Source organism: Aminobacter sp. HY435, assembly GCF_027568395.1.
In the GTDB taxonomy this organism is placed as follows: domain Bacteria; phylum Pseudomonadota; class Alphaproteobacteria; order Rhizobiales; family Rhizobiaceae; genus Aminobacter.
On record NZ_JANKZL010000012.1, the window covers coordinates 165,400 to 179,739 of the forward strand.

Annotated in this window: 12 protein-coding genes; all 12 read left to right on the forward strand. The window is 62.6% G+C overall.

The genetic code is table 11. The annotated features are described in order from the left end of the window. Positions 1-25: 25 nt before the first annotated feature. The 12 genes from PCJ21_RS18590 (at position 26) to PCJ21_RS18645 (ending at position 14,326) form a co-directional block, all read left to right on the forward strand. On the forward strand, positions 26-1,603 hold the full coding sequence (locus PCJ21_RS18590; RefSeq protein ID WP_269932917.1) for an ABC transporter substrate-binding protein: 1,578 nt from the start codon (positions 26-28) through the stop codon (positions 1,601-1,603). A 76-nt stretch (positions 1,604-1,679) separates the two neighbouring features. Beyond that, positions 1,680-2,639 (forward strand): isoaspartyl peptidase/L-asparaginase family protein, encoded by a 960-nt coding sequence (locus tag PCJ21_RS18595; protein WP_269932918.1) that lies wholly within the window; start codon positions 1,680-1,682, stop codon positions 2,637-2,639. A 539-nt stretch (positions 2,640-3,178) separates the two neighbouring features. Next, complete coding sequence (locus PCJ21_RS18600; protein ID WP_269932919.1) at positions 3,179-3,886, forward strand: GntR family transcriptional regulator; 708 nt, start codon at positions 3,179-3,181, stop codon at positions 3,884-3,886. 20 nt (positions 3,887-3,906) lie between these two features. Further along, positions 3,907-4,326 carry a rhodanese-like domain-containing protein gene (locus tag PCJ21_RS18605; RefSeq protein ID WP_269932920.1) on the forward strand — a complete coding sequence of 140 codons (420 nt, stop codon included), beginning with the start codon at positions 3,907-3,909 and terminating at the stop codon, positions 4,324-4,326. Positions 4,327-4,329: 3 nt separating this feature from the next. Beyond that, a complete protein-coding gene (locus PCJ21_RS18610; protein ID WP_269932921.1) occupies positions 4,330-5,283 on the forward strand; it encodes an ABC transporter permease in 954 nt (317 codons plus the stop codon). Next, positions 5,280-6,158 (forward strand): ABC transporter permease, encoded by an 879-nt coding sequence (locus PCJ21_RS18615; protein WP_269932922.1) that lies wholly within the window; start codon positions 5,280-5,282, stop codon positions 6,156-6,158. The genes PCJ21_RS18610 and PCJ21_RS18615 overlap by 4 nt, the downstream gene beginning before the upstream one ends. A 68-nt stretch (positions 6,159-6,226) precedes the next feature. After that, complete coding sequence (locus tag PCJ21_RS18620) at positions 6,227-7,840, forward strand: ABC transporter substrate-binding protein (RefSeq protein WP_269932923.1); 1,614 nt, start codon at positions 6,227-6,229, stop codon at positions 7,838-7,840. A gap of 68 nt (positions 7,841-7,908) precedes the next feature. Then, positions 7,909-8,871, forward strand: a complete 963-nt coding sequence (locus PCJ21_RS18625; protein WP_269932924.1) for an ABC transporter ATP-binding protein — start codon at positions 7,909-7,911, stop codon at positions 8,869-8,871. Continuing rightward, a complete protein-coding gene (locus PCJ21_RS18630) occupies positions 8,864-9,868 on the forward strand; it encodes an ABC transporter ATP-binding protein (protein ID WP_269932925.1) in 1,005 nt (334 codons plus the stop codon). Before PCJ21_RS18625 ends, PCJ21_RS18630 begins: the two co-directional genes overlap by 8 nt. Continuing rightward, positions 9,861-10,721, forward strand: a complete 861-nt coding sequence (locus tag PCJ21_RS18635) for an alpha/beta fold hydrolase (protein WP_269932926.1) — start codon at positions 9,861-9,863, stop codon at positions 10,719-10,721. Before PCJ21_RS18630 ends, PCJ21_RS18635 begins: the two co-directional genes overlap by 8 nt. A 7-nt stretch (positions 10,722-10,728) precedes the next feature. Further along, positions 10,729-12,402 carry an acyl-CoA synthetase gene (locus tag PCJ21_RS18640; RefSeq protein ID WP_269932927.1) on the forward strand — a complete coding sequence of 558 codons (1,674 nt, stop codon included), beginning with the start codon at positions 10,729-10,731 and terminating at the stop codon, positions 12,400-12,402. A 10-nt stretch (positions 12,403-12,412) separates the two neighbouring features. Beyond that, positions 12,413-14,326, forward strand: coding sequence for a CocE/NonD family hydrolase (locus PCJ21_RS18645; RefSeq protein WP_269932928.1), 1,914 nt, complete (start codon positions 12,413-12,415; stop codon positions 14,324-14,326). Positions 14,327-14,340: the final 14 nt, after the last annotated feature.

The window sequence follows — 14,340 nt, forward strand, 5'->3', positions numbered from 1 at the left end:
AATCAAAAAAGGGAACTACATAGCTATGCAGAAACAAATACGCGCGCTGATGCTTGGTACAGCGCTGCTGCTCACGGCCGGTCAGGCGCTTGCCGCCGACCTGGTGATGGCAATCAAGGCTGGGCCGGCTTCCATGGACCCGCATTTCACGGCAACGTCTGCCAATGCGGAAGCCACCAAGCATATCTTCGACACGCTGATCCGCTCGGGCAACAATCTCGAACTTGAACCGTCGCTGGCGCTGAGCTGGGAAGCGCTGGACCAGACGACCTGGGAATTCAAGCTCCGACAGGGCGTGAAATTCCATGATGGATCCGACTTCACCGCCGAGGACGTGAAATTCTCGATCGAGCGCATTCCCCACGTCACAGGTCCCAATCCGGCGACCATCTTCGTGCGCAGCGTCAAGTCGGTGGAAGTTGTCGATGCTCACACGGTCCGCGTGAAGACCGAAAAGCCGGCTCCCAATCTGCCGAATGACTTCATTCGCCTGTTCATCACCTCGCACACGGCGGCCGCCAACTATTCGACGCAGGAAACCGCTGCCGAAGGGTTCAACAGCGGCAAGGCAACGATCGGAACCGGCCCCTACAAGTTTGTCTCATGGGCGCCGACCCAGGACCTCGTCCTTGAGCGCTTTGACGGATATTGGGGTGGTGCCGAGCCTTGGGATCGCGTCATCCGCAAGGAAATTCCGAATGACGCGGCGCGCGTCGCCCAGTTGAAGGCCGGTCAGGTCGACATCATTTCCAAGGTTCCTGCAGCGGACGTTCCGGTTCTCGAACAGGATTCCTCGCTGGCGGTGGTGAAGAACGAGAGCATCTTCATCAGCTACCTGGAGTTCGATTTCCGCGAGGACAGCCCGCAGGTCTTTGCCAAGGACGGCGCCAAGCTCGACAAGAACCCGATGCTTGATCCGCGCGTTCGTGAAGCGTTCGATCTGGCGCTGGATCGTGAGACCATCGTCGAGTTCGCGCTGGAAGGCCTGGCTGTCGTTCCGACGCAGCTCGTGACCGCCAATATCTTCGGCTTCGACAAGGCGCTTGAAGCGCCCAAGTTCGATGTCAAGCGCGCCAAGGAACTGCTGGCGGAAGCGGGCTACCCGGATGGTTTCAAGATCACGCTGAACTATGCCAACGATCGGATGCCGTCGGAACTTGGGCCGACGGTTGCGCAGATGCTGGCAACCATCGGCATCACCGCCGATGTCAGTGGTGTGCCGGCTGCCGTCTTCAATCCGGCCAAGACCCGCGGCGAATATTCGCTCTACATGGCAAGCTGGGGCACGTTGACCGGCGAGGCAAACTACATGCTGTCGTCGCTGATGCACTCCAATGAGCCCGCCAAGTCGCTCGGCGCGTTCAACGTTCGCGGCTACGCAAACCCGGAAATGGACAAGCTGATTGAGGACGCCGCCGCCGAGATGGACGCGGATGCCCGTCGCGCCCTGCTGGAAAAGGCCAATGCACTGGCTGCAACGGACCGTCCCGACCTGCCGCTGGCGACGCTGCTCAGCGCCTGGGCGCTCAAGAAGGACAAGGTGACCCTGACGCCGCGCGCCGATGAAGACACCCTGGCGATGAACATCCGCCCGGCAAAGTAATCCGGCACGATACCTCAAAAGGCCGGGCTCAGCGCCCGGCCTTTCCAATTCTGAAACCGGTTGAAAGGACTGAAACATGGCCAAGGTTGCCCTTGCCATTCATGGCGGCTGTGGAGTGATGGCCCAGCTTGACCTGAGCGAAGCCGAATGGACGGCCGCGCGTGTGGATCTGGCGCGCTCGCTCAAGGCTGGCTGGACCGTGCTGAGTGCTGGAGGCTCCGCTCTGGATGCTGTCCAGGCGGCGGTTGTGGTCATGGAAGATAGCGCGCATTTCAATGCAGGGCATGGTGCCGCATTGAACGAAAACGGCGTTCACGAGCTTGATGCCTCGATCATGGACGGCGCGACATTGGCGGCAGGTGCCGTCAGTGCGGCCCAAGCGATCCGCAACCCCGTCAAGGCTGCGCGCGCGCTCATGGAGAAAGGCGATGCCGTGCTGCTCACTGGCGGCGCAGCCGACCAGTTCGCCGAAAAAAATGGACTTGCCGTCGAACCGCAGGCTTATTTCACGACCGAGCGTCGCGTTAAGGCACTCGCTGCGATGAAGGCCCATGAAGCCAGCGGCACTGCCGCTGCCGCAAAGGAATCCGAAAAACACGGCACCGTCGGCGCAGTTGCCCTGGACGCATCCGGCCACCTGGCCGCCGCTACATCGACGGGTGGCTACAACAACAAACCCGATGGGCGCGTGGGCGATTCCCCTATTATCGGCGCGGGAACCTATGCGCGCGACGGTGTTTGCGCCGTATCCGGCACCGGCAAGGGTGAGTTCTTCATCCGCCATGTCGTCGGGCACGAAATCGCAAGCCGCATGGCCTACCTGAACGAGACCCTCGAGGCAGCATCGGGCAAGGTCATTCATCAAGACCTGAAGCCGCATCAGATCGGTGCCGGGCTTGTCGCCGTGGCAGCCGACGGCTCGATCGCGGCGCCGTACAATACCGACGGCATGTTCCGCGGCTGGGTAACCACCGACGGTGACATCTTTGTCGCCACCCATGACGAGGTTTTCCAGCTGGACGCGTTTCCGGCTTGATGACGGCAGGCCGATCATGCGATCGGCCTGATAGCCTGACACAATCCCATGTTGCTCGCATTCGAGCGACCGTAGCAGGCCCCTGTTGAAACCAACTGCCTCGCGGCAAGCCGCGAGGCATGGTCATGTCGCACCTTGCCGTGCCGGTACATCTGCTGCACGAAGAGCCGCAGACCAATCACGACATAAGATTGCCGGGCGCTGCCAAGTGCGTTGCCCCAGACGTGGCATCCGCTCTTTAAGCGACGGCCGGATCCCGCTGCTGCGGCCGGGAAGGCTCGCGCGCCGTTCGGCCGAGTTGCCATCTCATTTCAACCGAAATCCAGCCAGAGCGTCCGCCGCGTGTCGATCCGGCCAAGGCGGAAGCGCTCGCCGGGCCGTCTGATATGCCCTGTCGAAGCCTCTTTTCCCAAGCCTGCGACCGGGTGCGCAGCCATGTGCTTCCTCCGACCATGGCCATGGTTGGAGCCGCAACTTTTCGGTTGCAAGTCATCGAGGAATCTTGCATTCATATCTTGCATACAAGATTGGAGGACATCTTGAGCCTGGCGGCGAATATCAGCGATCGAATAATTGACGCGGCCCTCAGCCAGAAGTTTGAGCCGGGTGCGCGGTTGGGCGAGAAGGAAATCGCGTCCTTGTTCGAATGCAGCCGCACGATCGTTCGCGAGGCGATGGTCGATCTGGCGGCGCGAGGCATTGTTGTCGTCAGCCCGCGTAGGGGCTGGTTCTTTACCGAAGTCGACGTCAACAAGGCGCGCGAACTCTATGAGGCGCGCGAGATCATCGAGACCGGGCTGCTACGCAGTCTGGCCCGTCGCAATCGGACTCTCGAGGCGGCTCCGCTGGAGCGGCTGCGTGAGCATCTCCGGCTCCAGAAGGAGGCGGTCGAGGGCAGCGACGTAGGCCGCCGCAGCTACCTCCTGGGTGATTTCCACGTTTGCCTTGCCGAGTGCCTGGGCAACAGCATCCTCGCAGCCAAGCTTCGTGACCTGACTGTCCTGACCACGCTTTTCACGATGCGCCACCAGACGCCGAGCGACGCGCGCATGTCCTACAGCGAGCATGTTTCGGTGGTTGACGCCTTGGCGAGCAACGATGTCTCCGCCGCTGAGCAGCGCATGTGCGAGCATCTTGGGACGTGGGAGACGAAGGTGCACCTGGCGCGTGAAAGCGACCCTCTCGAAGGGTTGCGCAGGGCTTTGACCGCCCAAGGCAGCCTGCATTCGGACCGGGTCCGAGGCTGACCGTGGGGGAGGGAGGACAAATGGCGATACGAAACACCATGGCCTGGGTGGACAGCTTGCGGTCGCAGGTGCCCACGCTTTCACCGGCCGCGTTGGCAGAACGGAAGGCGCGTGGCGATGCGCTAACGCTGATCGATATCCGAGAACTTCAGGAATTGATCGACAGCGGAGCAATTCCCGGCTCCCACCATGTTCCGCGAGGGATGCTGGAGTTCTGGGCTGATCCGGCCATGGGCTACCATCGACGCTTCTTCACGGAGGACGCGGAATATGTCGTCTACTGCGCCGGAGGTGGGCGCTCGGTCCTGGCAGCGCTCGCGCTCATCGAGATGGGCTACGGCAAGGTCTGGCATCTGGATCGCGGATTCGGAGGCTGGCAGGAAGCGGGCCTTCCCGTCGATGATGTGGCAGCGACGTCGCGCTGGCAGCGGAAGTCCTGAGCCATGCTTACTTTCGCCTTGCGTCGTGCTGTTCTTGGCCTGCTGGTTCTTGCCACCGTGGCACTGCTTGTTTTCGTGGCAATTCGTTTCGTGCCTGGCGACATTGTAAACCAGCAATTGTCCGAAGCCGGCGCGGTGACGCCGGAGCTGCTGGAGCAGAAGCGGGCGCAGCTCGGGCTGGATCAGCCGATTGCCACGCAGTTCGGGCACTGGGCGAAGGGCGTGCTGGTTGGGGATCTGGGCAACTCGCTTTGGACCGGCCGACCGGTGGCCGCGCAGATCGGGGCCGCGCTCGTGCCGACCATGCAGCTGTCAATCCTGGCCATCGTGCTGGGGGCGGTCCTGGGTATCGGGGCAGGGGTTGGCGCCGCTTTGTGGCGAGGCACACCCGGAGACATGGTGCTGCGGGTCACCTCGACCGTGTTTCTCGCCATTCCGCAACTATGGCTGGGGCTTTTGACGCTGACTGGCCTCGCCGCCATCGGCTACTTCATCCCGCTGCCCTATCGCAGTTTCTCCAACGCACCGCTCGTCAACTTGCAGCAGGTCATCTTTCCGGCGGTCACCCTGTCGCTCGGGGTTGCGGCAGCGCTGTCGCGACTGACCCGCTCCGCCATGCTGGAGGTGATCGGGGCCGACTTCATTCGGGCAGCCAGAGCGCGCGGGGTTTCGTCCTACGGCATCTATGTCGGACATGGCCTCAAGAATGCGCTGATCCCGGTCATCACGCTGTTGGGGACGCAATTCGGGCATCTGCTTTCCGGCACTGTCATCATCGAGCGTATCTTCAACATTCCAGGCCTTGGGAGCCTGCTGTTTGAAGCCGTCGCAACCCGGGACTACCCGGTCCTGCAGGCTGCAGTGCTGACCTATGGCCTCATCACCATCATCGTCAATCTGCTGGTTGATCTGTCCTATGGCATGGTCGATCCGCGTGTCCGGGAGGCGCGCTCATGACTCTTGCTGTCGAAGCCGCCGAGATGCCTCGGCGCAGCAGCCGTGCGCTCGCTATACTGCGCGCCCTGTTGCGTGACCCCGTGGGCTGCAGCGCTCTAATCATCCTGACCTTCGTGCTGTTGCTCGCGGTTCTTGCGCCATGGATCGCGCAATTCGACCCGCTGCACCAGGACAGGCGCGCCGTACTGAAAGCGCCGTCCCTGTTGCACTGGTTTGGCACTGACGACATCGGTCGCGACGTCTTTTCACGTGTGTTGCATGGTACGCGCATCTCGCTGTTCGTCGGGTTGATGGTGGTGACCTTCACCATGATCGTCGGCGGCCTGATTGGGATGATCTCGGGCTATTTCGGTGGCTGGGTCGATACGATCATCCAGCGTGTGGTCGAGGCGCTTGACACCTTGCCGTCGCTGGTCCTGTCGCTGTTCATCGCGGCGATGCTGGGTCCAAGCGTCCGCAACGTCGTCATTGCCGTGACACTTGCCCAGATACCGCGCTTCGTTCGTGTCGTTCGCTCCGAAATGCTCAAGGTTCGCGGTCAGGATTTCATTGCCGCGGCGCAGGTCATCGGCGCGTCGCCGCTCAGGATCATGCTAACGCACGGCGCACCCAATCTCATGCCGACGATGCTGGTGCTGGGGTCACTGGCCTTCGGCGTGGCGATCATGACCGAGGCAGCTCTCAGTTTCCTTGGTGTCGGGACGCCGCCCCCGCATCCGTCCTTGGGAACGATGTTGTCCCATGGAACCCGGTTCATTGGCACCGCACCCTGGTTGATTGTCTTTCCCGGGCTGATGCTGACCATCAGCGTGCTGGCATTGAACCTCATTGGTGACGCGTTGCGGGACGTGCTCGACCCCCGTCACCAGCAATGAATGTTCCGGGATAGGCGCGGACTTCCAAACCCGGAAACCAGTCAACAATCAAAACAAGAGGGAACACCATGCTCGAACGAATGCTGCACTACGGAAATGTACTGGGACGCATCACCCCTGCGCTCGCGCTGTCTGCTTCGTTAGCCTTGCCGGGGATGGCAGTTGCCCAGGAGGCGCCGCGCCATGGCGGCAAGGTGACGATCAATGTCCACGGCGAAGCACCGAATTTCGACCCGCTGGCGAGTACGGAATTCGGCGTGCATTCACGGCTGGGCCTGGCATTGAACCGGCTCATCGAGTGGAAGACCGGGCCGGACATCGCCTACGGCCAATTCGTTCCCAAGCCCGCCCTGGCCGAGAGCTGGGAAGTTTCGGAGGACGGTCTCAAATACACGTTCCACCTGCGCCCGGACGTGGTTTGGCAGGACATTGCGCCCGTCGCGGGCCGGCCTTTCGTTGCGGCGGATGTGGTGGCTACCTACGAAGCGATCCGCAAGGGCGGCGTTCAGAAGGGGCAGCTGGCCGCTGTGGACACCATCACCGCACCTGATGACCACACGGTCGTGATGACCATGAAGCGGCCCAATGTCGTCTTGCTGCAGGCCCTTGCCCACCAGAACATGTGGATCCTTCCGCGAGAAGCCTTTGACGGTGGTTATGATCGCAACACCGTGGTCATCGGCACCGGACCGTGGATCCTGACCCAGAACGAGGCCGGCGTGGCGACGCGCTATGTTCGTAACCCGAAGTATTTCGGCAAGAGCGATGCGGGCGAGCAGCTTCCCTATCTCGATGAAGTCGAGATCCTGCCGATCAAGGACCTGAACGCCCGCATCATGGCCTTCCGCTCCGGCCAGATCGATATCTGGTTCGGTCCGCTCAACCTGACCCAGATGGAAGGGCTGAAGCAGGCGGTTCCGGATATGAAGGATATCCAGACGGTAGCGAACACCCAGAGCGAGCTGTATCTCAACCCGACCTTCAAGCCGTTCTCGGATCTGCGCGTGCGCCAGGCAATCAACCTTGCCATCGACCGCCAGGGCCTTGGCGAGGTCGTCCGCGGTGGTGGTGGCATTGGCGGCGTCGTTGGCGCGGCCCTGGTCGCCCAAACACTGCCGCAAGAAGAACGCATCGCGCTCTACGGCACGCCAGACCACGAAAAGGCCAAGGCGTTGCTCGCCGAAGCCGGCTTCGCCGACGGCCTGACCTTCGAGCTTACGGTGCTGAACTACGGCGAGGAGTTTGTTCGAGAAGCCGAATGGATTCAGCAGGACCTCGCCGAAATCGGCGTCAAGGCCGAGATCAAGATGGTCGACATGGTGGCCGGACAGGCGCTGGGCAAGGAAGGCAACTTCCAGGGCATGTTCCTGATGATGAGCCCGTTTGCAGAGGCAAATGAGTATTTCACCACCCACTTCCTGAAAGAAGGCAACCGCAACTACACCGGGATCGACGATCCGAAGCTGGTGGAAATGATCCGGGAACAGCAGGGCATCGCTGACCCCGCTGCGCGCCAGCAGAAGGTCTGGGAAATCCAGCGGTACATCTATCAGAACATCCAGAATCCGCTGCCGATCTGGGCAGCCGTGCTGCTGCACCCTGCGCAGGCTCGCGTCGAGGGTTGGCATCCAATGCTGACCCAGGGCTTCCCGAGCCTGCCCGAGGTCTGGGTCACAAAATGACTGCTGCCCCCGCTACTGCCGAGACCCGGATGCCCGTAAGCCACACTGCGGCAATGGATGAACATCCCGTGCTTGAAGTCGACAGCCTTGCCATTTGCTACGGCAAGCTCGAAGTCTGCTCGGACGTGTCGTTGAACGTAAGACGGGGCGAGGCTCTGGCCCTGATCGGCGAATCGGGGTCCGGAAAATCGGTGACGGTGCTTGCCGTCACCGGATTGCTCGGACGTGGCGGGGCGGTTACCCGCGGTCGCATCATGCTGGATGGCGAGGAAATCTCGCGCCTGAGCGACCGCGAACGGCGCCGCCGGGGGCTTCTCGGCAAGCGCATCGGGATGATCTTTCAGAATCCATCCCGGGCGCTCGACCCTGTCTTCACCATCGGTCAGCAATTGAACGAAGCCATCAGCCTCACCGGATTGTCCGGGAAGGAAGCGTTGCGACGCAAGGGGGCCGAGTGGCTGCGGCATGTCGGTCTGCCGGACCCGGAAGAAGCGCTGGATCGCTATCCGCACCAGTTGTCGGGCGGTCAGCGGCAGCGGGCGATGATCGCCATCGCGCTCGCCTCGGAGCCGGAACTTCTTATCGCGGACGAGCCCACCACCGCGCTGGACGTCACTATCCAGGCGCAGGTGCTCAATCTGATCCGCCGCCTGCAGCGCGAACTCAACCTTGCGCTGGTCATCGTCACCCACGACTTCGGCGTGGTTGCAGCCATGGCCGATCGCGTTGCCGTCATGTATGCGGGCCAGGTGGTGGAGACGGGGACGGTGGCAAACATCATCAACGCACCGCGCCACCCCTACACCCGCGCCCTGCTGGCAAGCCTGCCGACCGGCGTGCCGGGCGCCAGGATTGCCGCATTGCCCGGCTCGGTGCCCTCGGCAGTTGCCATGCCCACGGGGTGCCGTTTTCACCCGCGCTGCCCGATAGCAATAGACCGATGCTCACAGGAAACTCCCCAGTTGGAGTCTGCGGCCGGCGGTCATCAGTTGCGCTGTCTCAGGGCTGAGGAGATCGCCCGTCATGTCTGATGCCGCAGCCAGCCTGTTGTCCCTCAAGGATGTGAGCGTCCGCTACCCCATTCGGCGTGGGTTCTTCCAACGCGTCGTCGGCCACGTCGGAGCGGTGGAAAAGGTCAGCTTCGACGTCATGCGTGGCGAGACGCTGGCACTGGTGGGCGAATCCGGTTGCGGAAAGAGCACACTCGGCCGCGCCATCCTGCAGTTGGAGGAGGTTGCCGACGGCAAGATTTCCACGTCCTATGGCCAGGGTGGCAGTCGTCGTGACAACGCCCGGCGCGCGCAGGTCGTGTTTCAAGATCCTCTGGGCTCGCTCGATCCGCGCTGGACAATCGGCAACCTTATCGGCGAAGGGCTGGACGTTCACCGGATCGCCCGTGGAGCCGAGCGTGACGCGCGGGTGCGAGAACTTCTGGCTCAGGTCGAGCTTCCAGCGTCTTCGTTCTACAAGTTCCCGCATCAGCTCTCTGGCGGCCAGCAACAGCGCGTCGCAATCGCGCGTGCGCTGGCTTTGCGGCCGCAACTGATCGTTCTGGACGAGGCAACGTCGGCGCTCGACGTTTCCGTCCAGGCGCAAATACTCAACCTGATGAAGGACCTGCAGGTCGAGTACGGCCTGACCTATCTGTTCATTTCGCACGACCTGACCGTGGTCGGCCAGTTCGCGGACCGCGTAGCGGTGATGTATCTCGGCCGGATCATGGAGATCGGGCGGGTCGGGGACGTCCTGTCCAATCCGCGTCATCCCTATACGAAGGCGCTGCTCGCTTCGTCGCTGAAGGTCGATCCCGACGCGCGTATCGAGACCGTTGCCTTGCTCAAGGGTGACGTGCCGAGCCCTCGCAATCCGCCAAGCGGTTGCCGTTTTCGCAGCCGCTGCCCGTTGGCGCAGCCTGCTTGCGCCGACCTCGTGCACCACATGGTGGCGGCGCCGAATGGTCGCCAGACGGCCACGTGCATTGCTCAAGATGACAACCAGCAACTCTTTCAAGGCAAGACCAATGACTGATGATCCCCTGCACATCGATCCGAACTGGAAATCGGCCACTGTCGACCTTGATGGCGTGAAAATCCGTTATCTCGACAATGGCGGCACCGGCCCGGTGTTGATCTGCCTGCACGGCACTTCGATGACGGCGCATGCCTGGGGGCACCTTGGAAGCACCTTGAAGGACCAATTCCGAGTGATCGCCGTGGACATGCGCGGTCACGGCGCTTCCGACAGGCCAAACACGACCTATACCATCGCCGAGCTGGCGGGGGACATCGCCAGGCTGGCGGAAAGCCTTGACCTCAAGGGCATCACCCTGATGGGCAGCTCGGTCGGCAATCAGGTCGCGGTTTCGTTTGCGGCATCCAACCCTGATCGCGTCGCCGGCATGATCCTTTCGGACCCGAGCTTCTTCGTTTCCGATGCCGAAATCGTCAAATACCTTCGTTCGCACCACACGCGCCGCCGCAACTACCCGACGCGAGCCGAGGCCGAAGCTTTTGCTCGCGCCCTGCCGCAGAGGGCAGGCCTGAGCGACCAGATGCACGGCCTGGCCATGCAAGGCGACTTCCGCCAGGAGGACGATGGCAGCTGGAGCTGGGCCTATGACCTGCTGGCGATCACCAAGCTCTTCTTCAACCTCTCGACCGATCAGTCGGGCGATATCTCTGCAATCCATGTGCCGGTGCTGGTGCTGAACGCCGATCGTTCCAACGTGCTGAGCGGCAACCAGGCCGAAGAGCTGACCCGCGCGTTTTCCAATGCGCGCCTGGAAGTCGTGTCGAACAGCAACCACACGATCTGGGGAGATCAACCCGTGCTTCTGGCCAATACGGCCCGGGCCTTTCTGAGGGACCTGCATAGCGCCTGACGGGCGGTTGCAGGAAAACACCATGGACAGATACCAAAGCTTGCGAGCCGACCACCGGCTCGCAACTCCCGAGACATTTAACTTTGGCACCGATGTCGTCGATGCCTGGGCAGCGGATACGGTGCGCAACGCCGCCGCTCCTGCATTGATCTGGTGCGATGCCACCGGCCGAGAGCGCAGCTACAGTTTTGCGGAAATCGCGGCCTTGACCGACCAGCTGGCTGCGGCGCTGAGCCGCCGCGGCGTCGCCCCTGGCGACCGGGTCATGGTCATGCTGCCGCGCATTCCCGCATGGCAACTGGCGATGGTGGCGGTGCTCAAGCTCGGTGCGATTGCCATTCCCTGCGTCACCATGCTGACAGCCAAGGATATCGACTATCGGCTGACGAATTCCGGCGCAAAGGCAATCATCACCACCGTGGCCGAAGTTGGCAAGTTCGCCTCTGCGCCTTCGGGTTCGTTGCGGATTGCCGTTGACCCAGTTGACGCGGAATCGGCTTCGTCCCCGCCGCAGGGCTGGCTTGCGTTCGACCAATTGATGGGAGAGGGGGCCGAAGGGTTCCGTGCTGCCACGGTCCGCGCCGAGGACCCCGCCTTGATCTTCTACACATCCGGCTCCACCGGCCTGCCCAAGGGGGTCACCCATGCCTCGCGGGCGCTCCACGCCTGGCGCGGGTCGGCCGAGCACTGGCTGGATCTGGATCAGGACGACGTGATGTTCTGCACCGCCGACACCGGCTGGTCGAAGGCGGGAACCTCGATCCTCTTCGGACCCTGGAGCCGAGGCTCGACGGTGCTCTTCTATGATGGGCCATTCGACCCGGAATACCGGCTTGAGCTGATCGCCCGCTACGGGGTCACGGTTTACTGTGCCGCCGCGACAGAACTCCGTCGCCTGGTTTCTCTTGATCTTACCAACACGACGTTGCCCAAGCTGCGGCTTACGGTCTCTGCCGGTGAATCGCTGAACCCGCCTGTCCTGGAGGCATGGAAGGCAATGACCGGCAAGCCTGTGCTCGAGGCTTATGGTCTGACCGAAACGCTGATGCTCGTCGCCAACTATCGCGACACCGAGGTGCGTCCCGGCGCCATGGGCCGCCCGCTGCCGGGTGTCACCCTCGACCTCATCACCAGCGACGGCAAGCTTGCGGCGCCAGGCGAGACCGGGCAGATCGCGCTCCGACTCCCCAGCCCCCATCTGATGCTGGGTTACTGGCAGGATCCGGAACGCACCGAATCCACCCGGATGATGCTCGACGGTCAGAACTATTTCCTGACCGGCGACAATGCCCGAGCGGACGCCGACGGCTATCTCTACTACGAGGGCCGCGCCGACGATGTCATCAACTCCGCCGGCTATCGCATCGGCCCGCAGGAAGTCGAGAACGCCCTGATCGAACATCCCATGGTGCGCGAGGCAGCCGCTGTCCCAAGCCCCGATGAAGAACGGGGCGAGGTGGTCAAGGCTTTTGTCGTGCTCCATGACGGCTTTGAAGGCAGCGATGCGCTGGCGCGTGAGTTGCAGGATTTCGTCAAGCGTCTGACGGCACCCTACAAATATCCCAGACGGATCGAGTTCATCGACGAACTACCCAAAAACCCGGTCGGCAAGATCCAGCGCCGCGACCTGCGTTTGCGCGAATTCGCCGCCCGCAAGGGCAAGCTAGAGACGCAAGCGTGAGGAGAACGCAATGAACGCGATGAACAGGGAAGCAGCGCCTTACGACGTGATGATCGCGCGCTCGGTGAAATGCGTGGCCCGCGACGGGGTCAAGCTTTCGGTCGACATCTACCGCCCGGCCCGCAACGGAGAGCCGCTGCCGGGGCCGTTTCCGGCCGTCGTCACCCGTTCGCCCTATGACACCCGCTCGGGCAAGGGCCCGTCGGGGCAGGCCAAGAACGGCGAGTATTTCGCCCGCCGCGGCTACATCTACGCCGTCCAGGATTCGCGGGGCCGCTTCGATTCCGAAGGCGATTTCGTCCTTCTCGACCAGAAGGAAGGCGAAGACGGCCACGACGTCATCGAATGGCTGGCCACGCTGCCCTATTGCAACGGCATGATCGGTACCCAGGGCAGCTCGCTGCGCGCCTGGAACCAGACCGCCACCGCGATCAACCGCCCGCCGCACCTGAAGGCGATGTGGGTCAACCAGGGCGGCTCCAATGCATTCATGCATGCGCTGCGCCACCACGGCACGCTGGAACTGCGCTGGCTGGCCTGGCTCGTGACCAACAGCATCCACTCGCAGGAGGCGCACGCCGATCCGGCGCTCCAGGCGCAACTCGTCCGCAATTCCGAGAACATGTATGAGTGGTTCCGCCGCTTGCCGTGGAGCGAAGGAAACAGCCCGCTGTCGCCGCTTCCGAAGTGGGAGAAGCTGGCGCTGGAATATTATCGCAACGCCGATTTCAGCGATTACTGGGTGAATCCGACCCTCAATCCCGAGGCTTATCGCGACCAGACAGCCGACGTGCCGACTGTCTATTCCGGCGCCTGGTACGACACCTATCCGCGCGCGACGATCAAGAACTTCACGGACCTGGAAGGCAGGCTCTCCCATCAGTACCTGTTGATGGCGCCTGGCGTTCATGGCGGTCCAAATCTCGACAATCCGCTGGTCGGCAATGTCGACATGGGGCCGACGGCGCCGATCAAGGGCAACCTCGCCAAGGACCGCATGGAACTGATGCTTCGGTTCTTCGATCGCTTCCTGAAAGCCGACGAAAGCGCCTGGGTCGACCAGCCGAAAGTCAGCTATTTCCACATGGGCGGCAATGGCAGCAAGAATGCCGCCGGTCGCCTCGTCCATGGCGGCGAATGGCGCAGTTCCGAGCAGTGGCCACCGCTGGGGGGTGTGCCAGAGGACTGGTACCTGCATTCGGACGGCTCGCTGTCGTCGACGCTGCCCGACGCCTCGGAACCCAGCCGCTTCACCTTCGACCCGTCGAAGCCGATGCCGACGGTTGCCTCGAACGTATCGTCGATGACACAGAACCTGCCGCCGTTCCCCCGGATGATGCGCACCGGCGACCCGATCACGCTGCGCGAAAGCCTCGTGCTGCAGGGCGCGGGCGACCAGGTCACGCACAAGGGCGTTCACGGGGCAGAGGCGCCCTATGGCGATCTCTCTGACCGGCCTGACGTTCTGGCCTTCACCACGCGGCCTTTCGCCGAGGATACCGACGTCGTCGGCGGCCCCGAGGTCGAGGTCTACCTGTCCTCGGACGCACCGGACACCGACATCTTCGTGCAACTGCAGGACGTCTATCCGGAAAGCGAGGCCTGGCCCGATGGCTATCGGATGAATCTCTGCGAGAGCATCTTCCGCGTCCGCTATCGCGACGGCTTCGAGAAGCCGACCTTGATGAAGGAGGGCGAGGTCGTGAAGGTACGCTTCGAACTTTACCCGACTTCGAATGTCTTCAAGGCGGGCCACCGGCTGCGGGTGCTGGTATCGTCGTCCTCGTTCCCGAGGTTCGACGTAAACCCGAACACCGGCGAAGCGATCGGCTACCATACCCACATGCGCAAGGCTCTGAATGCGATCCATCACGACCCTCAGCACCCTTCCAGGGTGATCCTGCCGATCATGCGTCGGGGCTAGGCTGGTGGAAACGG